The sequence below is a fragment of the Mesorhizobium sp. B2-4-3 genome (assembly GCF_006442815.1).
GTDB lineage: Bacteria > Pseudomonadota > Alphaproteobacteria > Rhizobiales > Rhizobiaceae > Mesorhizobium.
Map to the genome: position 1 here is coordinate 17,614 of NZ_VFVL01000015.1, position 25,028 is coordinate 42,641.

A 25,028-nucleotide genomic window follows, 5' to 3' on the forward strand; every position below is an offset into this window, starting at 1 on the left:
AGCCCATCAGTCCGATGTCGTTGATGATGATGTCGTCGATGACGGCGCGGAGCCGGCCTTCGCGCCGACGGCGGTGCTCTCGGAACCCGGGCGCTGGGCCGGCACGAGAAGCCTTGTGTTCTGCACGCCGTACTTCCACGGATCGACCATCTGCATGGCGGTGTTGGATGCCTGTGCGTTGCCGACTCCGGGCGTCACCCCTTCGGTGCGGACATAGTCGTCGCTGGTGCAGCCGCCGGCCAAACCGGCGAGCAGCAGAGCGATGCAGACGGGGATGCGCATGGCCTTAGTCCTTTGGCAGATCGAGGAAGTGGCCGGACGTGGCGGCAGCCATCGAGCGGGCGGCGCTGCCGTCCGCCAGCGTCACCGGACGCTTCGACGCCGAGGCGTCCACTTCCTCGGTGTTGTTCAGGAAATAGTCGGCGGGACTAGCCGGCTGGGTGCCGTCGGTCGGCTCGACCATCTTCTTCGAGGGATCGACCGGCTTGACCAGGTAAGGCGTGACGATGATGACCAGGTCGGTCTCGCGCCGCTGATAGGATTTCGACGAAAACAGCGGACCGAGCACCGGCAGCTTGCCGATCCCTGGCACCCGCGATGTCGTGATGTCGTTCTGCGACTGCAGAAGGCCGGCGATCATGAAGCTCTGGCCGTTCTTGAGGTCGACCGACGTCCTGGCGCGGCGCACGATGAAGGCCGGAATGGAGATGCCGCTGCTGACCTGGATGGAAGCCGACGGGTCGATCGAGGACACTTCCGGCGCGATATCGAGGCTGACCAGCCCGTCCTTCAGCACCGTCGGCGTGAAATCGAGGCCGACGCCGTACTTCTTGTAGGTGACGCTGATCTTGCCATTGTCTTCGGAAACCGGGATCGGGAACTCGCCGCCGGCAAGGAAGCTCGCCGTCTGGCCCGAACGCGCAATCAGGTTCGGCTCCGCCAGCCGCCGCGCCAGGCCGCGCTCCTCCAGCGCCTTGATGGCGATGTCGATTGAAACGCCGTTCGACAGCAGACTGCCGATAATCTCGCCTGTTCCGGCAGCCGTCAGGTCTCCCCCATCCGGATTCAGCACGACTTTGCGATTGCCGATGCCATAGGCGAAATTGGCGGCGTACTTGGCGCCGAGATCCTGACCGGCCTGGCGGTTGATCTCGACGAAGCGGACATTGAGCTGCACCTGCTGCGAGGACGAGATGTTGACCGAGTTGATGACTTCCTCATTGCCGGAAAAGCGCGACGCGATCTTGCTGGCCTTGTCGGCGGCGACCGCATCGTCGGCTTCGCCCGACAGCACGACGCGGCCGTTCGCCGAACCGACCTTGATCTTGGCGTCGGGCACGCTGGCGCGGATGGTGCTGGCCAGCTGGTCGGTGTCCAGCGTCACCTCGATGTCGATGGTACCGACAAGCTGCTTGTTCTGGTCGAACAGGGCGATGCCGGTGGTGCCCAGATTGTTGCCGAGCACGTAGAAGGACTTGTCGGTCAGCGGATTGACGTTGGCGATCTCCGGATCGCCGATGACGATCTGGTAGAAGGCGGCGCTCGTCATGATCGTCTTCGGCTTGCCCTTGGCCACCTTGATCGACGCGTTCTTGTTCGCCGAGACATAGACGACGTCATTGTCCGCCCTTGCCGGCGCGGCGACGCCAAGCATTGCCGCCGCCAGCGCTATCGCGCCGAGAAGACGCCATCCCCCGGTCGTCCGAAATGCATCAAACCCGAACATCTTGCCCCGTCCCCGCCGGTCCCCACCGGCTATTGCTGCAGTTCCTGCGGCGGTTCCCGCGAAGGAACCTTGTATTCCTCGACCTTGTCGCCGCGCGTCACGATCACCGTCTTCAGTTTCGGCGCGTCCTGGTCCTTCGTCATCGCATTGACCAGCGAGGTGGCGCTCGCCTGCGCGTTTGCGGCAACCGACCCGCCGAAGGACGAGATGGTCGTAAGCCCGCCATTGCTGGCGGTTGCGTCGGCGGCCGACCGCAGCGACAACGACAGCGTGCCGACGGTTCGGGCAAGCGCCACTTTCTGCGCCCCTTCGTTGGTGACTTCGAGGGTCACGGAATTGGCGACTTGCGGCTCGGTCTTGCGCTCGTCGGCGCCCTGTCCGACCGAAAGCACCTTGGCATCGGAGACGACGATCTCGGACGTGACGGTCGAGCCGGCAGCCCCTTGAGCATTCTTGGACACTTCCTGGATGTCGCCAGCGTCGCGCGTCAGCACGACGTCCACGCGGTCTCCGGGCGTGATGAAGCCGCCGACACCGGCGATCTCATCGGTGCGCACGGTGACGGCCCGCATTCCCGGCGACAGCATGTTGGAAAGGGTGGCACGGCCGTTCGGCCCCGACAGCTTGGTGAGCAGCACCGGTTCGTTGACTTCGATCGGCGACAGCACGACCCGGCTGCCGTCCGCAAGCAGCTTGTCGATCGTCGGGAAGGCACCTTGCGGCAGGGAATCCTGCGGCCACGGAATCTCGGCGAGCTGCGGCCGTCCGAGCTCCATGCCGTAACGAAGCGGCGCTTGCGCCACCACGATGGTCTTGAACTCGACCTTGGGCTGCTGCGGCGCCGTGACGGAGACGACCTTGACCTCGGGCTGCGCCTTGGCCTGGCTCTTGACCCAGAAGTCCGCCGCAAAGATCGAGATCGCGCCGAACACGGCGGCGATGCCGATCATGGTTATGGCCCTGCCCCTCACAACGAAACCCCTGACGCCCGTGGTCTTTTGTTGGTTGAGCCTCACGCTAGGCGTTAATGTTAAAGAATCAGGAATCCCGCGACCCGCCGATCGCCCTATTTCGGCCGGCTTGGTTATCGAATGGTTTTGGAATAAGAGACAGTTTGATCCCTGAACGGAACAGGAACTCGTTCGCCCGCCAAAAGCGTGGCAGTATCGAGACGTGATTCGCTTTACCGGACGCTAGGCCCAGCATGGACGACAGCAACGACCTCTTCGGCAAGATGGAAAAGCAGCCGCAGCAAGTGCGCGCGCCCTCGCGCCCGGCCGATCCGCTGGTGCAGGCCGCGAAGCGTTCGGCCCCCGCCCGCGACGGCAGCGAGAGCTACAGCGCCGCCGACATCGAGGTGCTGGAAGGGCTGGAACCGGTGCGCCGCCGTCCGGGCATGTATATCGGCGGCACCGACGACAAGGCGATGCATCACCTGTTCGCCGAGGTCATCGACAATTCGATGGACGAAGCGGTGGCCGGCCACGCCACTTTCATCGACGTCGAGCTTTCCGCCGACGGCTTCCTGACCGTCACCGACAACGGCCGCGGCATCCCGGTCGATCCGCATCCGAAATTCAAGAAGCCGGCGCTCGAAGTCATCATGACCACGCTGCATTCGGGCGGCAAGTTCGACTCCAAGGTCTACGAGACCTCCGGCGGCCTGCACGGCGTCGGCGTCTCGGTCGTCAACGCGCTGTCCGACCACCTCGAGGTCGAGGTCGCGCGGGGTCGTCAGCTCTACCGCCAGCGTTTTTCGCGCGGCGTTCCGGTCAGCGGGTTGGAGCATCTCGGCGAGGTCCACAACCGCCGCGGCACCAGGACCCGCTTCCATCCCGACGAGCAGATTTTCGGCAAGGGCGCCGCCTTCGAGCCGGCGCGGCTTTACCGCATGACGCGCTCGAAGGCCTATCTGTTCGGCGGCGTCGAGATCCGCTGGACCTGCGATCCGTCGCTGATCAAGGAAAAGGACCAGACGCCGGCCAAGGCCGAGTTCCATTTCCCCGGCGGCCTGAAGGACTATCTCAAGGCGACGCTCGGCGACGAATTCCAGGTCACGCGCGAGGTCTTCGCCGGCAAAGGCGACAAGCAGGGCGGCCACGGCTCGCTCGAATGGGCGGTGACCTGGTTCGGCGGCGACGGTTTCCTCAACTCCTATTGCAACACCATTCCGACCCCCGAAGGCGGCACGCACGAGGCCGGCTTCCGCAACGTGCTGACGCGCGGACTGCGCGCTTACGCCGACCTCATCGGCAACAAGCGCGCTTCGATCATCACCACCGACGACGTGATGATCTCGGCCGCCGGCATGCTGTCGGTGTTCATCCGCGAGCCGGAATTCGTCGGCCAGACCAAGGACAGGCTGGCGACGATCGAGGCGATGCGCATCGTCGAGAACGCCCTTCGTGACCCATTCGACCACTGGCTGGCAGACAATCCGCAGGAAGCCTCGAAGCTTCTGGAGTGGATCATCGCGCGCGCGGACGAACGCGTGCGGCGCCGCCAGGAAAAGGAAGTCTCGCGCAAGAGCGCGGTGCGCAAGCTGCGCCTTCCGGGCAAGCTCGCCGACTGCACGCAGAACGCCGCCGCCGGCGCCGAGATCTTCATCGTCGAGGGCGACTCGGCCGGCGGCTCGGCCAAGCAGGCGCGCGACCGCGCCAGCCAGGCGGTGCTGCCGCTGCGCGGCAAGATCCTCAACGTCGCCTCCGCCGGCAACGACAAGCTCGCCGCCAACCAGCAGATTTCCGATCTCATCCAGGCGCTCGGCTGCGGTACGCGCTCGAAATACCGCGACGAGGATCTGCGCTACGACCGCGTGATCATCATGACCGACGCCGACGTCGACGGCGCGCACATCGCCTCGCTGCTGATCACCTTCTTCTATCAGGAGATGCCGAACCTGATCCGCGGCGGCCATCTCTATATGGCCGTGCCGCCGCTCTATTCGATCCGGCAGGGCGGCAAGGTCGGCTACGCTCGCGACGACGCGCACAAGGACGAACTGCTGCGCACCGAATTCACCGGCCGCGGCAAGGTCGAGATCGGCCGCTTCAAGGGCCTGGGCGAGATGATGGCCGCGCAGCTCAAGGAGACCACGATGGATCCGAGGAAGCGCACGCTTCTGAGGGTCGACGTGATCGACGCCGAGCAGGCCACCAAGGATGCCGTCGACGCGCTGATGGGCACCAAGCCCGAGGCGCGCTTCCGCTTCATCCAGGAGCGTGCCGAATTCGCAGAGGCGGACGTGCTGGATATCTGATCGCCTGCTGGTCCATAACAGTCTCCGGCACGGAGAACCGATGTGACCTGGACGCGGTTGAAAGAGCTTGTCGAGACGCCCTTAAGCGGTTTGACGCAGCCGACCCGTTCGGACTGGATTTTTGCCCTGCGCACGGTTTCGGCCGGACTGATCGCGCTGCTTGTCGCCTACGCGCTGAAGCTCGACCATCCGCAATGGGCGATGATGACGGTGTTCATCGTCGCGCAGCCGGTCGCCGGCATGGTGCTGGCGAAAGGCTTCTACCGGCTGCTCGGCACGCTGGCCGGCGGCCTGGCGGCCGTCGGCATCACATCGCTGTTCGGCGCCAATCCCTGGCTGCTGGTGAGCGTGCTGGCGCTCTGGATCGGCGTCTGCACGCTGATCTCGTCGCTATTGCGCAACCCGGAAGCCTATGGCGCCGCGCTTGCCGGTTATACCGCGATGATCATCAGCCTGCCGGCCCTCGGACAGCCGCATATCGTCGTCGACCTGGCGATCGCGCGCTGCGCGGAGATCGTGCTCGGCATCGTCTGCGCCGGCGTCACCAGCCGGCTGATCCTGCCGAAGCTCGCGGCCGACGCCATCATTTCCAGGTTGAAGCGCAGCATCCTCGACCTCGCCGAATATGCCGGCGGCGCCTTTTCCAACGGCGATCCGGCAAGCCTCTCCGCGCTCCAGCGCAAGCTGATCACCGATGCCCAGACGCTTGCCGAGATGCGCACCTATGCGCGCCTAGAGGCGCCGAGCTTCGCCACCCGCGCCCACCCGGTGCGGCGCACGATCGGTCAGCTTCTGTGGGCGCTTTCGGCGGCGCGCGCATTGCACAGCCACCGCAGGCCGAAGAATGCGGCGCTCATTCCCATGCGCAGCGAATTGAAAGCCTTCGTCGGCGAACTGGCGGCGACGCCCGGCGCGCTCGACGACACCGGCCCCTGGGTGGCGCGGCTCGATGCAATCGCAAGCAAGGCCAGGGAGATGCCCGACCTGCCCAACGATAACGGCTCCAACGATACTGCCGAAGACAAGGTCGGCACCATCACCCGCCTGACCATTGCCGGCGATTTCGCCGAGGCGCTGAAGCAGGTGATGCGCGGTCTTGACGCGCTTCGCTCGCCCGTCTCGCGGAAATCGAGCGAGCGGGGCCAGCCGGCGCTGGTCGTCCACCGCGACTACCAGGCCGCGTGGCGCAACGCCGTGCGCGCGGCGCTCGCGACTTTGCTCGTGGCGATCTTCTGGCTGACGACCAAATGGTCGGAAGCAGCCGGCACCGTCATCCTCGTCGCCGTCGTCTCCAGCCTGTTCGCGGCGCGCCCGGATCCGGTGCAGTCCGCCTGGGGTTTCTTCACCGGAACGCTGATCGCGCTGCCTTTTGCCTTTCTGGTCGGCCAGGTCGCGCTGCCGGCGCTGCCGGGCTTCGGTTGGTTTACGCTCTTCGTCGTGCCGATCCTGGTGCCCGCGGCGCTCGGCATGGCAAATCCCCGCCATGTCGGCGTCGCCACCGCCTTCGCCATCAACTTCCTCGCCTTCCTCAGCCCGCATCAGCAGATGATCTACGATCCCGGGCCGTTCTTCGCCGGCTCGGCGTCGATCCTGGTCGGCATCCTGATTGCCATCGGCGTCTTCATCGTCGTGCTGCCCGCCGACCCCTGGGTCACCGTGGAGCGCATCTCGCAGGCGATGCGCGAGGACCTGGCGCGGCTTTGCCTGCATGAGCGCATTCCCCGGCGCTCGGCCTTCGAAAGCCTCGCGTATGACCGGATCAACCAGTTGATGCCGCAGGTGCAGCAGACGGGCCGCAAGGGTGATCCCATTCTTGGCGGAAGCATTTCGGCCGTAACCGTCGGGCTGGAGGTGCTGCGGCTGCGCCACGCGCAACTGAACTCCGCCGTCCCGCACGAAACAGTCGAGTCCATCGGCAATTTCCTGCGCGGCCTGGCGCGCGAATTGCTGTTTAGGCGGCCGGGCGAGCCGCAGACCGCGACCGTCGCGGTGGCGAGGCAATATGCGGCCAGCATCGCCCAACGCAGCGATCGGCTCGAAATGCTGCAGATCGCCGCCTCGCTGCGCATCATCGCCGCGGCGACGGAGGATTATCCGGATTTCTTTGCGAAGGGTCGCGCTTGAACAATTCGGGGCGTGCCGCGTTTCAGGTCAAAGGTTGGACACATGGCGCTCAAACGGATGGACAACATGGGAATCGTCGTCGAGGACCTCGACGGGACGATTGATTTCTTTCGCGAGCTCGGCTTTGAACTCGAAGGGCGAGCCACGATCGAAGGAGAATGGGCCGGACGTGTCACTGGGCTCGGCGATCAGCACGTCGAGATTGCGATGATGCGCACGCCGGACGGTCACAGCCGGCTCGAGCTTTCCCGCTTCCTCAGGCCACGTATCGTGGCGGATCACCGCAATGCCCCGGTGAACGCCCTGGGCTATCTGCGCGTCATGTTCGCCGTGGACGACGTCGACGAGACGCTTGAGAGACTCCGCAAGCGCGGCGCCGAGCTCGTAGGCGAAGTGGTCCAGTATAAGGACGCGTATCGGCTCTGCTACATCCGCGGGCCTGAAGGGCTTCTCATCGGCCTCGCCCAAGAACTCAGCTGAGGCCTGAATATAGACGTGCCCTAATTTAGGCCGCGGCGATGGCCAGCGCGTGCCCGCGCGCATTTTCCCGCAAGGCATCGAGATGGATAGACTTCACCAGCCCGGCAAGATCGCCCTCGGCGGATTGGCCGCCGAGTTCCTTCAACATCAGCCAGCTCACTTCCTGCACGCCGGCGACACGCCGGCCGTTGGCTACCTCGCGCCAGACTTTCAGCGCGCGCAGGATGATGGCATGCGTCACCGGCGCAAGTCCGGCGCTGCGGAATAGCGCCTGCAGGGCAACGTCGTGCCCGCCGGCGAGAAGTGCTGTAACCCGCTGCTCGGACTGTTGGGCCAAAGCCACCAGCATCGAGCCGAAGAAGTCCACCTTGCCATGCGCGATGGTGCGGATGATGAAGCTTGCCGTGAGGTCGCCGCGCAGCCTCAGATGCTCGATCAACGCGGCATGCTCTTCCAGGCGCGTTCCCTCGATCAGCGTGACCGAGGCTTTCACGCAGGCGTCGCGCATCACGCGATCGGCGCGCGCCGCACCCATCATCGCCAGCACCAGTGGCGAACCTTTCAGGGTCTCGCCGAGCTTGACCAGCAGCATGTGCCGGCAATCGGCGGGCAGGCGTTGATCGGCAATCAGCGCCTCGCGCACCAGCGGCAGGTGGCCGTGCCGCTCGGCCATGCGGCGGAAGCTCAGCGAAGCAATCTCGGCGCCGCTGTTGCCGACCAGCGCGGCGCAGGCTTCCGGCTCGCCGATCTCGGCGATCGCCGCCGCCAGCGACATCGAGACGACCGGACGGTTGGCGATCAGCTTCTGCGTCGCCTTCTGGCCGCAGGCGACGCGCTCGACCAGATCGGCATCGGTAAGCAGCGGCGAACGCGCCAGAACCAGCGCCGCGACTTCCGGCTGGTCGGCGGCCAGCGCGCTGATCACCTGCGGCGGCGCGTGATGGCTCATCGACAGCGCCTCGGCGAGCGCCAGCCGCACCTTGGAGGAAGCGTCGTCCAGAAGCAGCGTCAGCGCCGCCTCGGCGGCGCAGCGATCCTCGAACGGCAGATCGGAATTGATATAGGCACGCGCCAGCGCGCTCGCGGCGGCGGCTCGCTCGGAAACCCTTGCCGTATCAATCCATTTTAGAAAGTGCGAAACAATCATACCGACCAGCTACGCCCATGCCGGAATGTTCCCGGCCCCGTTGTCAACGGTAGGCTGGAAATGGTTTACGAACGGTTCACCATGTTTCTTAACCGGCTTGATGGAGGCGCGGCCAACGCCTATCAAGCAGGTGCATTGGAGGAGATCGAACCATGGCCGGGCTTTATCTGGAAGAGTTTGTCGTCGGCCACGTTTTCCACCACACGCTGCGCAAGACAGTGACCGAGAGCGACAACATGCTGTTTTCGGTGATGACGCTGAACCCGCAGCCCCTGCACATCGATTTCGACTTCGCCGCAAAGACCGAATGGGGCAAGCCGCTGGTGAACTCGCTGTTCACGCTCGGCCTGATGATCGGCATTTCGGTGAACGACATCACCGTCGGCACCACTGTCGCCAATCTCGGCATGAAGGAGACGGTGTTCCCGCATCCCGTCTTTCACGGCGACACCATCCGGGTCGAGACGACGGTCGTCTCCGTGCGCGGCTCCAAGTCGAAGCCCGACCGCGGCATCGTCGAGTTCGAGCATCGCGCCTACAATCAAAATGCCGTTCTCGTCGCCAAATGCACAAGGCAGGCGATGATGCTGAAGAAGGCGGCCTGATGCGCTCGCTGCTCTTCGTACCCGGCGACTCGGAGCGGAAGCTGGAAAAAGGTTTTGACGCCGGCGCCGACGTGGTCATCGTCGATCTCGAGGATTCCGTCGCCGCCGCGAACAAGGTCGCTGCGCGCGACGTTGCAGCGCGCTTCATCTCCGGCCAAAAGCAGCAGACCAGCTCCGCCATCTATGTGCGGGTCAACGACCTGTCGACCGGCCTCACCGACGCCGACCTCGCGGCACTCGTCCCCGCGAAGCCCGACGGCATCATGCTGCCCAAGTCGAACAGCGGGCGGGACGTCCAGCAGCTGGCGGCGAAGCTCCGGGTGCACGAGGCCGAAAACGGGCTGCCGGACGGCGCCATAAGAATCCTGCCGATCATCACTGAGACCGCGGCGGGCGTGCTGGCGGCGGCAAGCTATGCCGGAACGAGCGCGCGGCTTGCCGGCCTGACCTGGGGCGCGGAGGATTTGTCGGCGGCGGTCGGAGCGCGCTCGACCCGCGACGAGAGCGGCCGCTACACCGACCTGTTTCGCCTGGCGCGCACCATGACCATTCTGGCGGCGGGCGCGGCCGAAGTCGCCGCCATCGACACTGTCTTTCCTGATTTCCGCGACATGGCGGCCTTCGAGGAGGAATGCCGCGAGGCCGAGCGCGACGGCTTCACCGGCAAGATGGCGATCCATCCGGCGCAGGTGCCGGTCATCAACGCCGCCTTCACGCCATCCGCCGAGGCGGTCGGGCGATCGCAGGCGATCGTCGACGCCTTCGCGGCGGCGGGAAACCCGGGCGTCGTCGGCATCGACGGCAAGATGTACGACCGGCCGCATCTGCGGCTGGCCGAACGTTTGCTCGCTCGCGCTAGACCAATTCCAGGAAAAGTGTGAGCGGTTTCCCGTCCGGAATTGCGTAAAAACAAGGCTCTAGGGCGGCAGGCAGCTCCGCCTGACCGCTACCAGACCATCGGGATCAGTTTGTAGCGAACACGCGCGGCGTAATCGTCATAGCCCCGCAGGCCGGTCCGCAAGGTCTTTTCCTCGATGAAGGTGCGGATGGCGAGCAGGACGATGAAGGCGAGGACCGATGCCAGCCCCCACCAGGAACCAAGCAGCAGCGCCGTGCCGGCGAAATAGAGTATGGCCCCCGCATACATAGGGTGGCGGACGTAACTGTATGGACCGGTGGTAATCACCCTCTGTCCGCGCTCGTCCTGGATCTTCACGACAGGCGCGGCGAAGCTGTTTTCCAGCATCGTCAGATAGCAGACCCATATCCCGATAAGCAGGACCAGCACGCCGATCGCCTGCACCCAGACGGGAACTGGCGACCAGCCGAAACGGAAGTCGAGTCCCATCAGAGCTAGCCAGGCGAAGATGCCGAGCAGCAATATGCTCAGCAATATCTTGTCGGCCGCGGTCTGGGTCTTCTGGATCGGCGGGCGGAGGCGCTCATTCATCAGGCCTGGATCGCGCCGTGCGAGCGCGACGCCCATGGTAAGGCTCAGCCCGACCATCACGACTACATACACCCAGGCTCCGGTCCAGTGCAGCGTGCCGGCCGACACAAAGAGCAAGGCCGCCATCAGGCCGAACCACACGAATGTCTGGAGAACCAATCTCGAGATCATGACCAACCTTCCGCGAAGTTTCGCCCAACCCGCAATTTGGCCGAATCCGACCGATGGTCTATTATACCGACCATCAGTCTATTTCTCAAGGCACGTCCGGCGCTCTGGACGGGAACGGCTGCCGCGTGCACAAGGTTTCGTCATGCCACGTGTCATCAAGCATCCGGAGCTCAGACGAGAAGAGCTGCTGAACCACGCCCAGGCGCTGTTCCTGACGCATGGCTACGACAAGGCAAGCCTCAACGACGTCATCGCGGCCGCCGGCATCTCGAAGGGCGCCTTCTATCACTACTTCGCCTCCAAGGAGGCCCTGCTGGAGTCGCTCGCCGAGCGCTTCGCCAGACAGGCGCTGGCCGGCGTTCAGGATGTGCTCGGCGATCCGGCGCTCGATCCGCTTGGACGCCTCAACGCCCTGCTCGCGAAGTCACGGCAGGCCAAGGTCGAGACCGCGGCGGAAGCCTGGGCGCTGTTCGAGACGATGTTCCGGCCGGAGAACCTGGTGCTGTTCCACCGCATCAACCTGGCGGCCAGCGCGGCCTTTTCGCCCTTGCTGGTCGAAATCATCAGGCAAGGTGTGGCGGACGGAACCTTCTGCACCTTCGATCCGGAAGGCGTCGCCGACATCGTCATGCAGTTCGGCATGGCCACGCATGATGTGATCGCCAAGGCATTCGCCGGCGGCAGCGATGCCGATATGGACATTGCGATCGAAACCCTGGAAAGGCGCGTGAGGCTCTACGAGATCGCGCTCGACCGCATTCTGGGGCTCCCCGACGGCAGCATACGCATCGGCGAGCCCGGCTACGTGCGCGCCGTCATGACAGCGCGCCGCTCCAATCCTTCCGTCGGCGCGGACGCTCCGCCTTCGAAGAATCGTGAGCCAGGCCGCGCCCCTTTGCGGCGCCCATAGACCGTTCACCCTGCCCAGGGACCCGCGTAATCGACATAAAGCCTCGCCAGATCTGGCCGCGGCCGTTCCGGCGCCGGCCCCTGATAGGAGCCGATATGGACGAAGCCGATGACGCGCTCCTGCGGCGACAGCCCGAGGATCGCCCTGCCCTCGGCCACATCGGAATACCAGTTGCTGATCATGTTGGTGCCATAGCCCAACGCGTTGGCCGCGATCATCAGGTTCATGGCCGCCATGCCACCTGACAGAAACATCTCCCATTGCGGGATCTTCGGGTTCTCCTTCGGCACCGACACGACGCCGATCACCAGCGGCGCGCGCGAGAAGCGCGCCAGCTCCTGGTTGCGCCGGCCTTCCGGCAACAGCCCCTCGCGCTGTTCGGCAAGCGCCGCCAGCTTCCTGCCGATCTCGACCCGCGCCTCGCCGCGATAGAGGATGAAACGCCAGGGCTCGAGCCTGCCATGGTCGGGCACGCGCGAGGCCGCAGCGATCATCGTCGCGATCTCGGCGTCGCTCGGCGCCGGCTCCTTGAGGTCGGGGATCGGCGCGGAATTGCGGGTGAGCAGGAAGTCGATGATCGGCGACGCCATGGGCGCAAGTCTCCTGGAAAGCATTCAATTTTGAGCTGAAGCACGCCATCGGGAGGTCGGGCGGCTCGGGCGGTGGCGTTTTGCGCCGGATAAGCAGCCGCCGCGCAGGGCGGCGCGCTTCTAGAGCATGATGCCGAAAAGTGTGAAGCGGTTTTCGGACGACATCATGCTCTACTTCTTTGACTTAGAGCCGGATTCAGATTTCAGGTCAATTCGACCTGAAATCATCCGGCTCTAGGCCTTGAAATTGCCACCGCCTTGGGCTTCAACGCAAGGCATGTTTGAGGGGACCCTGCGCCTTTTCGTGATCGCACTCGTCGCTGCGTTGTTCGCGGTGCCGGTTTCCTTCGCGCTCGCCCAGAACGCCAACGATGTCGGCGACATCAAGCTTCCAGGCATTTCAAGCTACGCGTCGCCGAAGACCGGGGCGCCGCTGGTGCTCGGCAATGGCGGCGCCATCACGCTGTCGGCGCAGTTGACCGACAAGGGCGCCGACATCACCCGCGGCATCGTCTGGCGGGTCTTCAAGCCGCAGCCTGCCAGCGACGGCAAGCTGCCGATGGTGGCATCCGCGCATGGCGGCGCGGCCGTGTTCCAGCTCGAACCCGGCAGCTATCTCGTCCATGCCTCATACGGACGCGCCGGCGCCACCAAGCGCATCACCGTCGGCAAGGAAGCCCGGCGCGAAAGCCTCGTGCTCGACGCCGGCGGCCTGAAGCTCGACGCGGTGACGTCAGGCGGCGCGCCCATTCCGTCGAAGAAACTGCGCTTCTCGATCTATGAAGGCCAGGCCGCGGCCAATGGCGACCGGGCGCTGATCGCCCCCGAAGTCGCACCCAACACCGTGGTGCGGCTGAACGCCGGCACCTACCACATCGTCTCCACCTATGGCGCGGTCAACGCGGTGATCCGCTCCGACATCCGTGTCGAGGCCGGCAAGCTGACGGAAGCGACAGTCGAGCACCGCGCCGCCGAAATGACGATGAAGCTGGTGCGCGAGCCTGGCGGCGAAGCCATCGCCGACACGTCCTGGTCGCTGCTCAACGAGAGCGGCGATCCCATCAAGGAAGCGGTCGGCGCCTTCGCCTCGATGGTGCTGGCCGAGGGCCAGTACACCATCATCGCCAAGAACCGCGACCGCATCTACCAGAAGGATTTCACGGTGGTTGCGGGGCAGAACCAGGAAATCGAGGTCGTGGCCAATGAGTCTTCGGCGATCGATCCGGAAGAAGGCGCGGACTGACGATACCGTCCAAGCCTATTCGAAGTGGTAGTTCAGGCCGATGCGCACGGTCTGCTCGTGGAACTTGGCCGAAACGTTGAAATCCATCGGAGCAGTCGCCTGAGCGGTGAAGGATTTCTTCCCTAGATCGACATAGAGATATTCGGCCTTCAAGCTCCAGTTCGGCGCCAGCATCGTCTCGATACCCGCTCCCAACGCCCAGCCCAAGCGTACGCTGTCGGACGAAGTGTTTGCACAAATATCAACTTCGGAGCAGGGATTCGGCACGGGGATTTCAGGGAAATTGGCCGTGCTGAAACCGATAACGGCCTTGCCATAGGCCAAACCGCCAGTCGCGTAGACCAGCCATTGCGGACTGACGAGATAGCCTGCCCGCACCCGCGCAGTGCCATACCAGTCCACATTTTTGCTGACAGTCGTAACTGTCTTGTCAAAAAACTGGGGGCTCAGCCTTTGCGTCTCCGAGCCCTTAATCCCTGACGCCTGAAGATCCGCCTCTACGCCGACGACCCAGTTCGAAGGCAACTGCCAATTATATCCAACCTGTCCACCTCCAACTATCCCGCGCGCGGAGGGCGACATCGACGTTGGAAACGCACCGACATCGTTGAGGGCGTCTACAATTGCCTGAATATCTTCAATAGGAAAATCAGGCGGTGCGTGTTCAGGCCCTGGCTTCAACAATAGATCAGCGTTGCCCGTGTCCCAGCCATAGCCGATATTGGCGCCGATATAGGCGCCACTCCAGGAGGGGGCCGCATCGCCGGCCATTGCGGAGTTGATACCAACTCCTGCGACACCCAGGACCAGTCCCGTCAATACAATAGTGTTGGCGATATTCATCGGCTCAGTTCCCCACCCAGCCTTTGATAGCAAACCGTGCAATTTGTGACTGTGGCTATTGAGCCACAGTATGAATATCTATAAATTATTCAAGCAGCAGCTAAAATAAGGCTATCAAGGGTGACTATGTCGCCAAGACGGCAGCTTGTCCGTCAGGCGGCCTTGCGCATCCGCTTCGGCAGGAACGGCACACGTCCACGTTGCGCGGCCGGCGTCGCCAGGTCGAAGACCGAGCGGTAGAGACGATCGAGCAGCGCCTTGCGCTCGCGCAGCGGCTCGAGGTCGGTCCATCTCAGCACGTCGCCTATCCGCACCTCGATTGTCCTGCCTGACAGGCGGGCGAACTCGCGGATGAGCAGGGAAAGACGCAGCGTCAACGATGCCTTGCCGATGAACTTGGCCACGCGGTTGTCGCGCTCGGCCATGTTCATCGGACCGCTGACGAGGTGGAACAGGCGGCCGTTCTGGCCGGAAAAGTGCATCGGGATGACAGAGGCCTTGGCCTCCTGAACCAGCTTGGCCGGAAACATCTTCCATGGCAGGTCGATGGCGCGGCCGAAGACCTTGGGCGCCGTGGCGACACCGCCAGCGGGGAAGATCACGATGGTGACACCTTCCTTCAACAGCCTCACGGCCTCATGGCGCACCGCCATATTGTTCTTCAGCGCTTCCTTGGTCTCGGAAAAATCGATCGGCAGCGAATAGGGCTCCATCTCGCGGATCCTGAGCAGGTCCTTATGGATCATGACCCGGAACGGGCGGCCCAACTGCTCGACGAGCGAAAGCACGGCAATGCCGTCGCCGATGCCGAAGGGGTGGTTGGCAACGATGACCAGCGGCGTATCGGGCAGCGCCGCCGGCGGCCACTGCACGGCGTTGCGCACCTTGACGTCGATCAGCTCCAGCATGCGCGTGAACACCCGGTCGCCGGTGGGAACCACCTGGCGGCGCCAGAAGTCATAGAGCACGGCAAAGCGGTTGCGACCCGATAGGCCCTCGACAGAATGGATGAACCAGCGCGTCAGCACCGGTTGATGCGGGTTGGCGTAGGAGAGCTCGGGAAACCGTCTTTCCCGCAGTTTCAACTTGAGCATGGCGGCTCGTTACAAGGCTGGCGTGACAGGCATATGAAAATGGCGGTGGAGACGCCACCGCCATTCTAGGAAGTGCCGGTAAGTCAGGCTGCGCGACGCTTGCGGTCGGGCGAGACCGCCTCGTCGGAAAGCTGCTTCACCGCGTCGTCGAGCTTCAGCGATTCCTGGTCGCGGGAGCCCAGCCGGCGGACATTGACGGTTTCCTCTTCCGCCTCGCGCTTGCCGCAGACGAGGATGACCGGCACCTTGGCCAGGGAATGCTCGCGCACCTTGTAGTTGATCTTCTCGTTGCGCAGGTCGGCTTCGGCCAACAACCCCGCCGCCTTCAGCCGTTCGACGACCTTGATGGCGTATTGGTCCGCATCCGAGGTGATCGTCGCCACCACCACCTGCAGCGGCGCGAACCACAGCGGGAAATGGCCGGAATAGTTCTCGATCAGGATGCCGAGGAACCGCTCCATCGAGCCGCAGACCGCGCGATGCACCATCACCGGCTGCTTCTTCTCCGAATCCGAGCCGATATAGAAGGCGCCGAAGCGCTCCGGCAGGTTGAAGTCGACCTGCGTGGTGCCGCATTGCCATTCGCGGCCGATGGCGTCCTTCAGCACATATTCGAACTTCGGCCCGTAGAAAGCCCCCTCGCCCGGATTGATCGAGGTCTTGATGCGGTTGCCCGAGCGCGTGCGGATCGTCTCCAGCACGTTGCTCATGATCGCCTCGGCATGGTCCCAGGCCTCGTCGGTGCCGACGCGCTTGTCCGGCCGCGTCGACAGCTTCACGCTGACCTCGTCGAAGCCGAAATCGGCATAGGTCGACAGGATCAGGTCGTTGATGCGCAGGCATTCGGCAGCGAGCTGCTCTTCGGTGCAGAAGATGTGCGCGTCGTCCTGGGTGAAGCCGCGTACGCGCATCAGCCCGTGCAACGCGCCCGACGGCTCGTAGCGATGCACATTGCCGAACTCCGCAAGCTTGACGGGCAGTTCGCGGTAAGACTTCAACCCATGCTTGAAGATCTGCACGTGACCGGGACAGTTCATCGGCTTCAGCGCGAAGACGCGGTCGTCGTCGGTATCGTCGCCGGCGACCGTCACCTTGAACATCGCATCGCGATACCAGCCCCAGTGGCCCGACGTCTCCCACAGGCTCTTGTCCAGCACCTGCGGCGCGTTGACCTCCTGATAGCCGTGCTCGTCGAGGCGGCGGCGCATGTAGTTGATCAGGTTCTGCACCATCTTCCAGCCCTTGGCGTGCCAGAAGACGACGCCCGGCCCCTCTTCCTGGAAATGGAACAGGTCCATCTCGCGGCCGAGCTTGCGATGATCGCGCTTCTCCGCCTCTTCCAGCAGCGTCTGGTAGGCCTCGAGCTGCGCCTGGTCGGCAAAGGCGGTGCCGTAGATGCGCGTCAGCATCGGATTGTTCGAGTCGCCGCGCCAATAGGCGCCCGCCACCTTCATCAGCTTGAAGGCATTGCCGATCTGCCCGGTCGAGGCCATGTGCGGACCGCGGCACAAGTCGAACCAGTCGCCCTGGGCGTAGATCTTGAGGTCCTGGTCTTGCGGAATGGCGTCGATCAGCTCGAGCTTGTAGCGCTCGCCCTTGTCGGCGAAGACCTTCTTTGCCTTCTCACGCGACCACACTTCCTTGGTGAACGGCTTGTTGCGCGCGATGATCTCGCGCATCTTCTTCTCGATCACCGGGAAATCGTCCGGCGTGAACGGCTCGTTGCGCGCGAAGTCGTAATAGAACCCATTCTCGATCACCGGCCCGATCGTCACCTGCGTTCCCGGCCACAGCTCCTGCACGGCCTCTGCCAGCACATGCGCCGCGTCGTGGCGGATGAGCTCCAGCGCGCGCGGATCCTCGCGGGTGATGATCTCGACCTTGCCGGACGTGCCGAGCGGATCGGAAAGATCGCGCACCGTGCCGTCGAGGCTATAGGCGACAGCCTTCTTGGCAAGCGACTTGGAGATCGATTCGGCAAGACCCGCGCCGGTCAGCGCCGCGTCATGCTCGCGGACGGAACCATCGGGAAATGTCAGGGAAACGGAATTCGGCATCAGGGGTTCTCCTATCCAGTCCCGCAAACGAGCGCGGGTGGTGAAATGCATGCCGCAGGATGCGTCGCGGCATGCAGAGGGTTAGCCGGAGGCGTCCGGCAGCGGGCGCGGTTTTAGAGGCAGTGTCGCGCGAGGTAAAGAGCGGCCGTCAGGAAATGTCGTGAGCGATGTCGCAGGCTGCTCGCGAAGGCTTGTGAACAGCGCGCGACACAGCTTGTATAGTCGCATGGAAGACGCATCTCCCAGCCGAACCGCCCTGCGCGTCGCGCGCCTGAGAGCTCTTCTTCAATTCTCACCGCAGGCAGCGCTGTTTCGCGATCCTTATGCAAGCGCAATCCTGGGCGATGCCGCGCCCGGCGGACAGGAGCTGCAGCAGGAGGACGAACATGGCCGTCGCATGCGCCTGTTCGTGGCGGCGCGTGCCCGCCTCGCCGAGGATTGGTTGGCGGCGGCAGTGCGGCGCGGCGTTCGCCAGCTCGTCGTGCTCGGAGCCGGTCTCGACACGTTTTCGCTGCGCAATCCCTATCCGGACCTCGCCGTGTTCGAGGTCGATCATCCCGCGACACAAGCCTGGAAACGGCGGCGCATCGCCGAGGCCGGCCTTGCCGAACCATCGGGCGTCAGCTTCGTGCCGGTCAATTTCGAACGGCAGCGCCTGGCGGAAGAACTTGCCGCGGCGGGGCTGAAAACGGCCGAGCCGGGTTTCTTCATGTGGCTCGGTGTCGTGCCTTACCTCACGCGCGATGCGATTTTCGCCACGCTGTCCTATATCGCCGGCATCCCGGGATCGGAGGTCGTGTTCGACTACAGCGAGCCGGCCGAGGACCGCGATAGCGCCGGACAGGCGGCGCTTGCCTTCCATACGGCGCGCGTCGCCGCGATCGGCGAACCTTGGATCAGCTTCTTCGTGCCGGACGAACTGGCGAAGTCGATCCTCGATCTCGGCTTCGACGAGATCGAGGATCTCGATAACGGCGATATTGCCGCTCGTGTTGCAAGGAGCCCGGACACCAGCCGTCGAAATTCCGGTGGGCATCTGCTGCGCGCCCGCCGAAGCGTCTGAGCGCGATTACTTCACCAGTCGCGGCAGGTCCTTCAGGAAGGCGGCCCGGGTGGCGAGGCCCTTCGGCGTGTCGGTGCGCTTTGCATCGACGACCAGCCTGGCAAAGACGATGCGGCGGCCATTCTTCTCGGCCCAGCCGACGAACCAACCGAGCGACCGCTTGCCATCGTGGCCGAGCCTGGTGCTGCCGGTCTTGCCTTGCACGGTCCAGTCCCCTGCCGCGAAGGTCGGCAGGATCGCCCTTGTCATCTCATGCGCCTTCGCCGACACCGGCATCTTGCCTGCGAGCAGCTGGCGCAGGAAAGCCGTCTGCTCGACCGGCGATATCTCGAGCGAGGAATTGATCCAGGATTGCGTCAGCCCATTGTCCTTGCCCGCATCGCCCGAGACGTCCTTGTTGCCATAACCGAATTTCGACACGTAGAAGGCGAACTTCTCGGCGCCGAGACGCCGCGTGATCTCGCGCGAGTACCAGACGATTGAGTCGCGTTCCCAGATCGTCGGATCGACGGTCTTTTGGTCCCGCTTCGCCGCCTTGAACTCCGGCTTGTACTCCCAGCTCGGCGTATGCTGATCGCTCAGGATGCCGGAATCGTAGCCGATCAGCGCGAGCGGCACCTTGAACGTCGATGCCGGGCTGACGCGCTTGTCGCAGACGCCGTCCTGGTAAAGCGTTTCGCCGCTCCGTGAATCCTGGATCAGCGTGCAGTGGATATCGTCGAGCGGCGCCGATTGCGCCCGCACCGGCAAGCCCAGCATCCATGCCAGAAGGAAGAGGACGATGGCGAAAATGAAGGGATAGCGGTCCATCTGGCGCATGGCGAAGTCACTCCGGAATGAGATTGCGGGAGCGGCTTAGCGAGGCGACTTGTCTCGATTTTGTCTCAAATTCGCAGTGTTTGTGCAGCTTCGCGTTAACCCTACCGGATCGTTAAAACCGGTCGTGCGTGGCGGCGAAGCAATCAGATTTCGGGCTCGCTGTGCCCTTTGCCGATCCGCCAGTAGCGCCAGGGCATGAACCAGGCATAGCGCTGGGCAAGCGTCTCCGGCACGCGGTCGATCCCATGCGTCCCGAACGGCCCGCAGCGCAGGACCCGGAACAGCCCCATCCAGCCACCGGCCCAAAGACCATGGCGAGCTATCGCCTCATGCGCGTATTCGGAGCAGGTCGGCAGGTGCCGGCAGCTGTTGCCGACGAAGCCCGAGAGCGTCAGCTGATAAAGGCGCACGAACGACGTGCCGAGCACGCGCCCGGGCGTCTTGCGCCATGGCCCCGGCCAGTTGCGCCCGCTCTGCACCGGCCGGACGCTATGTGTATGCCCGGAATGGTCGCCCATTTCTCCGCAGCCTGTTTCACTGCGCGATAGATGTGGGCTCTGGCGCTGAAACGCAATGCCCTCATGGCCTGGAGCGCCGGATGGGATGGCTGCCGGTCCATGGGCGATGGTGAGAGGGAAGATCGCGATGGTTATGGTGGCCGCCGCGCACGACTTCGCTGTGCCATTGGAAGGTCGCTATCCGTATCACGTCGCTGAAAATAGCCAGGAACTCGTTCATGGCAGGTCTCCTTTGAAACGGATTAGACTGCTGCTGGTCTTCCTGCTCAAACGAGTATAATTTCCGCTTGGAATAACTTGAGGTTATGCGAATGAAGCGAGGACGGCTGCCGCTGACGGCGCTCAGGAGTTTTGAGACGGCCGGCCGGCATTTGAGCTTCAGCCGGGCGGCGGAGGAGCTTTATGTCTCGCAGGCCGCGATCAGCCGTCAGATCCGCGAGCTCGAAACCTTCCTTGGAAGACCACTGTTTCTGCGCCTCCATCGCCGCGTCGAACTGACCGATGCGGGGCAAAGGCTGCTCGACCGATTGGTCAGAAGCTTCGACGATATCGACCGCGTGCTTTCCGCGCTCACGGCCTCGCCGGCGCAGGCCGTCGTCCGTGTGAGCGTCGAACCGTCGCTTGCCGCCGTATGGCTGGTGCCGCGGCTCAATCGCTTCCGCCAATTGCGGCCCGATATCGATGTGTCCCTTGAAGTCGATCCACGGCCGATCGAGTTCCGCAGCGATCAGCCGGAACTCGCCTTGCGTTTCAGCGCGCACGCCACGTCATGGCCGCGCAGCGAGGCCGAGCGCTTGGCCTCGACTGTCGATTCGCCGGTTCTGTCGCCGGGATTGCTCGCCTCCGGCCCTCCCCTCGAAAAGCCGATCGACCTTCGCCATTACACGCTGCTGCACGAGGAAAACCGCCAGGGTTGGGCGCGCTGGTTCCAGGCAGCCGGCGTGCCCGCCGATGCGGTGCCCGCGCGTGGCCCGATGCTGGCCGACATCTCGCTTTCGAAACAGGCTGCGCTGCTCGGCCATGGCGTAGCGCTCGGCGATCTCTTGCAGATCGGCGAGGAACTTGCGTCAGGCACTTTGATCAAGCCGTTCGATATCAATGTCGCTTCCGGCGCCTACTGGCTGGTGGCCAGGAGCCTGCGGAATCTGCCGGAACCCGCCAAGGCTTTTGCCGACTGGGTGAGAATCGAATTCGCCGAAAGCAGACAGGCGCAGGAAGCGAAGAGCTGAAACGCGTGCGCTGCTCCGGTTAATCCGGCTTCTTGCGATATTTTTCCAGAAGTTTTTCGAGATCCTTGGCATCGATGCCCAAGGGCTTCTCCGACGTGTCCTCTGCCGGGTTGAATGTGAGAACGACATCGCGCCACAGATCGTAGTGGTCTGCGTAGGATGCCAGCCCGGAAAATGGCGCGCAACGCCTGATCGCCCGAACGGCAGCCTCCGCAACCTCGTCCGGCGATGGTGTCACGGGACTGAGTATCTTTGGCGGGCCGGCGAGCGAGCCGTCCTTGTTCAAGCTGATCTTGACGCGCGCAACGCCGCTGGTATCGGCCGGCGTGATCCAACAGACTTGGATAGCCCTCATCAAATAGGCGCCGATATCCCGCTCGACCGCCACGTCAGCCCGGCTCACGCCGCCGCTCAACACAAGTAAAATTGCAAAGCTCAATGCAAAAACGGGAACTCGCACGCCCACCCCTCGCGAAAGCTGAATTCCCAAGCTCAAGCAGCCTGTCCGGCGCGCTTCTTCTCGATCTGGCCGATCGCATCGACCACCGCGTCGAAGGTCAGCATGGTCGAGGCATGGCGCGCCTTGTAGTCGCGCACCGGCTCCAGATATTTGAGGTCGGCGAAACGGCCTTCCGGCGGCGCGCCGTTCTCCTTGAGCATCTTCAGCATGGTTTCGCGCACGGCGCGCAGTTCGTCGGCGCGGGCGCCGACCACATGCCGGGCCATGATAGACGACGAGGCCTGGCCGAGCGCGCAGGCCTTCACGTCATGGGCGAAATCGGTCACCACGTCGCCGTCCATCTTGAGGTCGACGGTAACGGTCGAGCCGCACAATTTGGAATGCGCCCTGGCTGTCGCGTCGGCATCGTCGAGCCGGCCGATCCGCTCTATGTTCCCGGCGAAACCGAGAATTTTCGCATTGTAGACGTCGTCGATCATATTTTTCCAATCCGTCGCCGCCAAGCGAACAGGCTTTGCCGCTCTCGCGTCTTCCTTTCGCGCCGCCAGAACCATATATAATAATCGCAGTCGGGCATCGACAAGGCGACGACAAGCCGCTGTCCCTGCTCATATGTTCACGCCGCTTGCGGGATGGAAATGGGCGATTTTCACCCAAAAGGTCGTGGTCCGTTCAACTCGTCCCACCTTTGAGTGGGACTACGGGAGACGCCTTTATGGATGCCGTCATCAAGAAAATCATGCCCCCATCCGAGTATTTGGACAAGCCGGTCACCGACAGGCCGAGCGAAGCCGAGGTCGAGGCCGCCGTGCGCACGCTTTTGCGCTGGACCGGCGACAATCCAGACCGCGAAGGCCTGATCGACACGCCCAAGCGTGTCACCAAAGCCTTCCGCGAAATGTTCAACGGCTATGACATGTGCCCGGCCGACGAGCTTGGCCGCACCTTCGAGGAAGTCGCCGGCTATGACGATCTCGTCATTGTCAGGGACATAAAGTTCCATTCGCATTGCGAGCACCACATGGTGCCGATCATCGGCAAGGCGCATGTCGGCTATCTGCCGGACGGCAAGGTCGTCGGCCTGTCGAAGATCGCGCGTGTCGTCGACATCTTCGCGCATCGCCTGCAGACCCAGGAAGCGATGACGGCGCAGATCGCCGGCGTTATCCAGGACGTTCTCAACCCGCGCGGCGTCGCCGTCATGCTCGAAGCCGAGCATATGTGCATGGCCATGCGCGGCATCCGCAAGCAGGGCTCGACCACGCTGACCTCAACCTTCACCGGCGTCTTCAAGGACACGCCCGAGGAGCAGGTCCGCTTCGTCACCATGGTGCGCGCCGGCTGATTTTGCCGGCCCTCGCCGGCCCGAACATACAAGGACCGGCGATGTCGGCAGTCGAATTTCCAAACGCTCCATCAGACAAGAAAGCGCTGGAGGAAAGCACTGTTCTTTCTCCGCGCTTCGATGCCGCGGGCCTCGTCACCGTCGTCGTCACCGATGCCGGCGACGGCATGCTGCTGATGGTCGCGCATATGAACGCCGAGGCGCTGGCGCTCACGCTTGAGACCGGGATCGCCCACTACTGGTCGCGCTCACGCAACGCGCTGTGGAAGAAGGGCGAGACCTCGGGCAATTTCCAGCACGTCGTCGAGATGCGCACGGATTGTGACCAGGACGCGATATGGTTGTGCGTCAAAGTGTTGGGCCACGACGCAACTTGTCACACCGGCAGACGTTCCTGCTTTTATCGGACGGTGGGGCTGAACGACGGCAAGGCGACGCTTGCCGACGACGGCAGCAAGCCGCTGTTCGATGCGGTTGAGACGTATCGGAAGCCGGTGTGAACCATTCAATATTCACAAACCACTCATATTCACTATTCTCAAATATCCTTGCGGTAGAAGGGATATGGGACAAGGGAGATCGTGATGCTCGAATGGGCGTCATTGCGCAGCAGACCTGACGTTCGGGAGGCCAACGGCCCCGCATCGTCCGGCGGCGCGTCTGACCCGAAGCCAGGCAGGAAAGCCGGTATCTCGCTGGCGCTCGGCGGCGGATGCGCCCGCGGCTGGGCCCATATCGGCGTGCTGCGCGCGCTTGACGAGGCCGGCATCGAAGTATCGATGATCGCCGGCACCTCGATCGGGGCGCTGGTCGGCGGCTGCTACCTTGCCGGCAAGCTTGACGAACTGGAAGAATTCGCCAGAAGCCTGACCAAGCGGCGCATTTTCGGCCTTCTCGATCTCAATCTTCGCGGCAGCGGCCTGTTCGGCGGCATGAGGCTCGATCAGCGCCTGCGCGAGCACCTCGACGGCGCCCGCTTCGAGGACCTGGCGAAGCCCTTCGTCGCCGTCGCTTCCGAAATCCGCACCGGCCATGAGATATGGCTGTCGAGCGGCTCGCTCGTCACCGCCATGCGCGCCTCCTATGCGCTGCCAGGCGTCTTCGAGCCGGTGGCCTGCAACGGCCGCATGCTGGTCGACGGCGCGCTGGTCAATCCGGTGCCGGTCTCGGTCTGCCGCGCCTATGAGCAGCCGCTCGTCGTGGCCGTCAACCTGCATTACGACCTGTTCGGCCGCGCCGCCGTCATCAAGCACAGCGCCGGCGAGCTGCTTGTCGAGAACGACGCGCCGCGCCCGGGCCACGTCAATTCCCAGTCACACCAGACCCGCCTTGGTATCACCGGCGTCATGGTGGAGGCCTTCAACATCATCCAGGACCGGATTTCGCGGGCCAGGCTCGCAGGCGATCCGCCAGATATGTCGCTGCAGCCCAAGCTCAGCCATATCGGCCTGACGGAATTCCATCGCGCCGACGAGGCGATCAGCCTCGGCTACCAGGCGACGAAGTCCCAGATCAACGAACTGACCCGGCTGCAGTCCGTTCTGGTCTGAATTCCGCTACTTCCTCTACACATTGATTTGGAAAGATTGCACGCCTGTCGGGCAAGGCTATCAACGTCCGTTGCGGTAGTCAGCGCAAACGCTGGCAATAAGCTGAAGGCTCCTGAACCTCGTCATTCCAGGGCGGAGCAAGGAGCGAAGCGACGCGCGCAGACCCTGGAATCCATGCCGTTACCTGGACCGAAGTGTGCAACGGTGCAGAATTCTGGACCGCCGCGGCGCTTCCAAGCCACGGCATGGATCCTCGGGTCTGCGCGCGTCGCTTCGCCCGTGGATGACGATCGCGATAGGCGTCTCGGCCAATCGCCAAAGCATGGGATCTGCCAAGCACACTAA

At 63.7% G+C, this 25,028-nt stretch carries 26 protein-coding genes; 12 read left to right on the plus strand and 14 right to left on the minus strand.

Translation table 11 applies throughout. The features are described from left to right. Positions 1 to 6: 6 nt before the first annotated feature. From FJ956_RS15920 to cpaB, 3 genes are all read right to left on the minus strand, one after another. Entirely contained in the window at positions 7 to 282 is a 276-nt protein-coding gene (locus FJ956_RS15920; protein WP_140683723.1) for a hypothetical protein, read from the minus strand. 4 nt (positions 283 to 286) lie between these two features. Next, positions 287 to 1,654 carry a type II and III secretion system protein family protein gene (locus FJ956_RS15925; protein WP_246672221.1) on the minus strand — a complete coding sequence of 456 codons (1,368 nt, stop codon included), beginning with the start codon at positions 1,652 to 1,654 and terminating at the stop codon, positions 287 to 289. Positions 1,655 to 1,755: 101 nt separating this feature from the next. Continuing rightward, entirely contained in the window at positions 1,756 to 2,676 is a 921-nt protein-coding gene (gene cpaB / locus FJ956_RS15930) for a Flp pilus assembly protein CpaB (protein WP_140683719.1), read from the minus strand. Positions 2,677 to 2,930: 254 nt separating this feature from the next. Between cpaB and parE the strand changes: the two genes are divergently transcribed. From parE to FJ956_RS15945, 3 genes are read left to right on the plus strand one after another with little or no spacing between them, the layout of a single operon-like run. Beyond that, entirely contained in the window at positions 2,931 to 4,985 is a 2,055-nt protein-coding gene (parE, locus tag FJ956_RS15935) for a DNA topoisomerase IV subunit B (RefSeq protein WP_140683717.1), read from the plus strand. 42 nt (positions 4,986 to 5,027) lie between these two features. Further along, positions 5,028 to 7,109, plus strand: coding sequence for an FUSC family protein (locus tag FJ956_RS15940; RefSeq protein ID WP_140683715.1), 2,082 nt, complete (start codon positions 5,028 to 5,030; stop codon positions 7,107 to 7,109). Between the two features lie 42 nt (positions 7,110 to 7,151). Then, a complete protein-coding gene (locus tag FJ956_RS15945) occupies positions 7,152 to 7,589 on the plus strand; it encodes a VOC family protein (protein WP_140683713.1) in 438 nt (145 codons plus the stop codon). Positions 7,590 to 7,614: 25 nt separating this feature from the next. On the opposite strand, the gene FJ956_RS15950 is transcribed toward FJ956_RS15945, so the two are convergent. Next, a complete protein-coding gene (locus FJ956_RS15950) occupies positions 7,615 to 8,736 on the minus strand; it encodes a DUF2336 domain-containing protein (RefSeq protein ID WP_140683710.1) in 1,122 nt (373 codons plus the stop codon). Between the two features lie 152 nt (positions 8,737 to 8,888). Here FJ956_RS15950 and FJ956_RS15955 point away from each other — a divergent pair, with 152 nt between their 5' ends. Continuing rightward, positions 8,889 to 9,341, plus strand: a complete 453-nt coding sequence (locus FJ956_RS15955; RefSeq protein WP_140683708.1) for a MaoC family dehydratase — start codon at positions 8,889 to 8,891, stop codon at positions 9,339 to 9,341. Continuing rightward, positions 9,341 to 10,222, plus strand: coding sequence for a CoA ester lyase (locus FJ956_RS15960; RefSeq protein ID WP_140683706.1), 882 nt, complete (start codon positions 9,341 to 9,343; stop codon positions 10,220 to 10,222). Before FJ956_RS15955 ends, FJ956_RS15960 begins: the two co-directional genes overlap by 1 nt. Positions 10,223 to 10,287: 65 nt before the next feature. On the opposite strand, the gene FJ956_RS15965 is transcribed toward FJ956_RS15960, so the two are convergent. Then, positions 10,288 to 10,962: an isoprenylcysteine carboxylmethyltransferase family protein gene (locus tag FJ956_RS15965; RefSeq protein ID WP_140683704.1), complete on the minus strand. Its 675-nt coding sequence runs from the start codon at positions 10,960 to 10,962 to the stop codon at positions 10,288 to 10,290. A gap of 142 nt (positions 10,963 to 11,104) precedes the next feature. On the opposite strand from FJ956_RS15965, the gene FJ956_RS15970 reads away from it, so the two are divergent. Continuing rightward, on the plus strand, positions 11,105 to 11,872 hold the full coding sequence (locus FJ956_RS15970; protein WP_140683702.1) for a TetR/AcrR family transcriptional regulator: 768 nt from the start codon (positions 11,105 to 11,107) through the stop codon (positions 11,870 to 11,872). A 5-nt stretch (positions 11,873 to 11,877) separates the two neighbouring features. Here FJ956_RS15970 and FJ956_RS15975 read toward each other — a convergent pair whose 3' ends face one another. Continuing rightward, positions 11,878 to 12,462: a nitroreductase gene (locus FJ956_RS15975; protein WP_140683700.1), complete on the minus strand. Its 585-nt coding sequence runs from the start codon at positions 12,460 to 12,462 to the stop codon at positions 11,878 to 11,880. 277 nt (positions 12,463 to 12,739) lie between these two features. Here FJ956_RS15975 and FJ956_RS15980 point away from each other — a divergent pair, with 277 nt between their 5' ends. Continuing rightward, positions 12,740 to 13,705 carry a hypothetical protein gene (locus FJ956_RS15980; RefSeq protein WP_140683698.1) on the plus strand — a complete coding sequence of 322 codons (966 nt, stop codon included), beginning with the start codon at positions 12,740 to 12,742 and terminating at the stop codon, positions 13,703 to 13,705. A 15-nt stretch (positions 13,706 to 13,720) separates the two neighbouring features. Here FJ956_RS15980 and FJ956_RS15985 read toward each other — a convergent pair whose 3' ends face one another. The 3 genes from FJ956_RS15985 to thrS all read right to left on the minus strand — a co-directional run bounded on the left by FJ956_RS15985 (position 13,721) and on the right by thrS (position 17,699). Next, positions 13,721 to 14,548, minus strand: coding sequence for an outer membrane protein (locus FJ956_RS15985; protein ID WP_140683696.1), 828 nt, complete (start codon positions 14,546 to 14,548; stop codon positions 13,721 to 13,723). Between the two features lie 152 nt (positions 14,549 to 14,700). Beyond that, on the minus strand, positions 14,701 to 15,642 hold the full coding sequence (locus tag FJ956_RS15990) for a GNAT family N-acetyltransferase (RefSeq protein WP_140683694.1): 942 nt from the start codon (positions 15,640 to 15,642) through the stop codon (positions 14,701 to 14,703). An 83-nt stretch (positions 15,643 to 15,725) separates the two neighbouring features. After that, positions 15,726 to 17,699 carry a threonine--tRNA ligase gene (gene thrS, locus FJ956_RS15995; protein ID WP_140683692.1) on the minus strand — a complete coding sequence of 658 codons (1,974 nt, stop codon included), beginning with the start codon at positions 17,697 to 17,699 and terminating at the stop codon, positions 15,726 to 15,728. A gap of 226 nt (positions 17,700 to 17,925) precedes the next feature. On the opposite strand from thrS, the gene FJ956_RS16000 reads away from it, so the two are divergent. Beyond that, entirely contained in the window at positions 17,926 to 18,762 is an 837-nt protein-coding gene (locus FJ956_RS16000) for an SAM-dependent methyltransferase (protein WP_140683690.1), read from the plus strand. Between the two features lie 6 nt (positions 18,763 to 18,768). Here FJ956_RS16000 and blaOXA read toward each other — a convergent pair whose 3' ends face one another. The 3 genes from blaOXA to FJ956_RS30505 all read right to left on the minus strand — a co-directional run bounded on the left by blaOXA (position 18,769) and on the right by FJ956_RS30505 (position 20,319). Beyond that, positions 18,769 to 19,581 (minus strand): class D beta-lactamase, encoded by an 813-nt coding sequence (gene blaOXA / locus FJ956_RS16005; protein WP_140683688.1) that lies wholly within the window; start codon positions 19,579 to 19,581, stop codon positions 18,769 to 18,771. Between the two features lie 143 nt (positions 19,582 to 19,724). After that, the gene (gene yidD / locus FJ956_RS16010; protein ID WP_140683686.1) at positions 19,725 to 20,099 is read right to left on the minus strand and encodes a membrane protein insertion efficiency factor YidD; all 375 of its coding nucleotides are present in this window, start codon (positions 20,097 to 20,099) and stop codon (positions 19,725 to 19,727) included. Positions 20,100 to 20,160: 61 nt separating this feature from the next. Beyond that, on the minus strand, positions 20,161 to 20,319 hold the full coding sequence (locus FJ956_RS30505; RefSeq protein WP_181170369.1) for a hypothetical protein: 159 nt from the start codon (positions 20,317 to 20,319) through the stop codon (positions 20,161 to 20,163). A gap of 91 nt (positions 20,320 to 20,410) precedes the next feature. Between FJ956_RS30505 and FJ956_RS16015 the strand changes: the two genes are divergently transcribed. Beyond that, complete coding sequence (locus FJ956_RS16015) at positions 20,411 to 21,328, plus strand: LysR substrate-binding domain-containing protein (protein WP_140683684.1); 918 nt, start codon at positions 20,411 to 20,413, stop codon at positions 21,326 to 21,328. A 19-nt stretch (positions 21,329 to 21,347) separates the two neighbouring features. Here the strand turns inward: FJ956_RS16015 and FJ956_RS16020 are convergent, their stop codons facing one another. Together FJ956_RS16020 and FJ956_RS16025 are read right to left on the minus strand one after the other, a co-directional pair. Further along, positions 21,348 to 21,824 carry a cell envelope integrity protein TolA gene (locus FJ956_RS16020; RefSeq protein WP_140683682.1) on the minus strand — a complete coding sequence of 159 codons (477 nt, stop codon included), beginning with the start codon at positions 21,822 to 21,824 and terminating at the stop codon, positions 21,348 to 21,350. Further along, complete coding sequence (locus FJ956_RS16025; RefSeq protein WP_140683680.1) at positions 21,821 to 22,267, minus strand: iron-sulfur cluster assembly scaffold protein; 447 nt, start codon at positions 22,265 to 22,267, stop codon at positions 21,821 to 21,823. Before FJ956_RS16025 ends, FJ956_RS16020 begins: the two co-directional genes overlap by 4 nt. Before the next feature lie 236 nt (positions 22,268 to 22,503). Here FJ956_RS16025 and folE point away from each other — a divergent pair, with 236 nt between their 5' ends. The 3 genes from folE to FJ956_RS16040 all read left to right on the plus strand — a co-directional run bounded on the left by folE (position 22,504) and on the right by FJ956_RS16040 (position 24,683). Continuing rightward, positions 22,504 to 23,133, plus strand: coding sequence for a GTP cyclohydrolase I FolE (gene folE / locus FJ956_RS16030; protein WP_140648134.1), 630 nt, complete (start codon positions 22,504 to 22,506; stop codon positions 23,131 to 23,133). Between the two features lie 41 nt (positions 23,134 to 23,174). Next, on the plus strand, positions 23,175 to 23,633 hold the full coding sequence (gene hisI / locus FJ956_RS16035) for a phosphoribosyl-AMP cyclohydrolase (protein WP_140683678.1): 459 nt from the start codon (positions 23,175 to 23,177) through the stop codon (positions 23,631 to 23,633). Positions 23,634 to 23,717: 84 nt separating this feature from the next. After that, positions 23,718 to 24,683, plus strand: a complete 966-nt coding sequence (locus FJ956_RS16040) for a patatin family protein (RefSeq protein ID WP_140683676.1) — start codon at positions 23,718 to 23,720, stop codon at positions 24,681 to 24,683. Positions 24,684 to 25,028: the final 345 nt, after the last annotated feature.

Bases quoted from the DNA above. Each gene is read 5' to 3' on its own strand.
- FJ956_RS15920 (WP_140683723.1), bottom strand. From the start codon at position 282: ATGCGCATCCCCGTCTGCATCGCTCTGCTGCTCGCCGGTTTGGCCGGC.
- FJ956_RS15925 (WP_246672221.1), bottom strand. From the start codon at position 1,654: ATGCTTGGCGTCGCCGCGCCGGCAAGGGCGGACAATGACGTCGTCTAT.
- cpaB (WP_140683719.1), bottom strand. From the start codon at position 2,676: ATGATCGGCATCGCCGCCGTGTTCGGCGCGATCTCGATCTTTGCGGCG.
- parE (WP_140683717.1), top strand. From the start codon at position 2,931: ATGGACGACAGCAACGACCTCTTCGGCAAGATGGAAAAGCAGCCGCAG.
- FJ956_RS15945 (WP_140683713.1), top strand. From the start codon at position 7,152: ATGGCGCTCAAACGGATGGACAACATGGGAATCGTCGTCGAGGACCTC.
- FJ956_RS15950 (WP_140683710.1), bottom strand. From the start codon at position 8,736: ATGATTGTTTCGCACTTTCTAAAATGGATTGATACGGCAAGGGTTTCC.
- FJ956_RS15955 (WP_140683708.1), top strand. From the start codon at position 8,889: ATGGCCGGGCTTTATCTGGAAGAGTTTGTCGTCGGCCACGTTTTCCAC.
- FJ956_RS15960 (WP_140683706.1), top strand. From the start codon at position 9,341: ATGCGCTCGCTGCTCTTCGTACCCGGCGACTCGGAGCGGAAGCTGGAA.
- FJ956_RS15965 (WP_140683704.1), bottom strand. From the start codon at position 10,962: ATGATCTCGAGATTGGTTCTCCAGACATTCGTGTGGTTCGGCCTGATG.
- FJ956_RS15970 (WP_140683702.1), top strand. From the start codon at position 11,105: ATGCCACGTGTCATCAAGCATCCGGAGCTCAGACGAGAAGAGCTGCTG.
- FJ956_RS15975 (WP_140683700.1), bottom strand. From the start codon at position 12,462: ATGGCGTCGCCGATCATCGACTTCCTGCTCACCCGCAATTCCGCGCCG.
- FJ956_RS15980 (WP_140683698.1), top strand. From the start codon at position 12,740: ATGTTTGAGGGGACCCTGCGCCTTTTCGTGATCGCACTCGTCGCTGCG.
- FJ956_RS15985 (WP_140683696.1), bottom strand. From the start codon at position 14,548: ATGAATATCGCCAACACTATTGTATTGACGGGACTGGTCCTGGGTGTC.
- FJ956_RS15990 (WP_140683694.1), bottom strand. From the start codon at position 15,642: ATGCTCAAGTTGAAACTGCGGGAAAGACGGTTTCCCGAGCTCTCCTAC.
- thrS (WP_140683692.1), bottom strand. From the start codon at position 17,699: ATGCCGAATTCCGTTTCCCTGACATTTCCCGATGGTTCCGTCCGCGAG.
- FJ956_RS16000 (WP_140683690.1), top strand. From the start codon at position 17,926: ATGGAAGACGCATCTCCCAGCCGAACCGCCCTGCGCGTCGCGCGCCTG.
- blaOXA (WP_140683688.1), bottom strand. From the start codon at position 19,581: ATGCGCCAGATGGACCGCTATCCCTTCATTTTCGCCATCGTCCTCTTC.
- yidD (WP_140683686.1), bottom strand. From the start codon at position 20,099: ATGGGCGACCATTCCGGGCATACACATAGCGTCCGGCCGGTGCAGAGC.
- FJ956_RS30505 (WP_181170369.1), bottom strand. From the start codon at position 20,319: ATGAACGAGTTCCTGGCTATTTTCAGCGACGTGATACGGATAGCGACC.
- FJ956_RS16015 (WP_140683684.1), top strand. From the start codon at position 20,411: ATGAAGCGAGGACGGCTGCCGCTGACGGCGCTCAGGAGTTTTGAGACG.
- FJ956_RS16025 (WP_140683680.1), bottom strand. From the start codon at position 22,267: ATGATCGACGACGTCTACAATGCGAAAATTCTCGGTTTCGCCGGGAAC.
- folE (WP_140648134.1), top strand. From the start codon at position 22,504: ATGGATGCCGTCATCAAGAAAATCATGCCCCCATCCGAGTATTTGGAC.
- hisI (WP_140683678.1), top strand. From the start codon at position 23,175: ATGTCGGCAGTCGAATTTCCAAACGCTCCATCAGACAAGAAAGCGCTG.
- FJ956_RS16040 (WP_140683676.1), top strand. From the start codon at position 23,718: ATGCTCGAATGGGCGTCATTGCGCAGCAGACCTGACGTTCGGGAGGCC.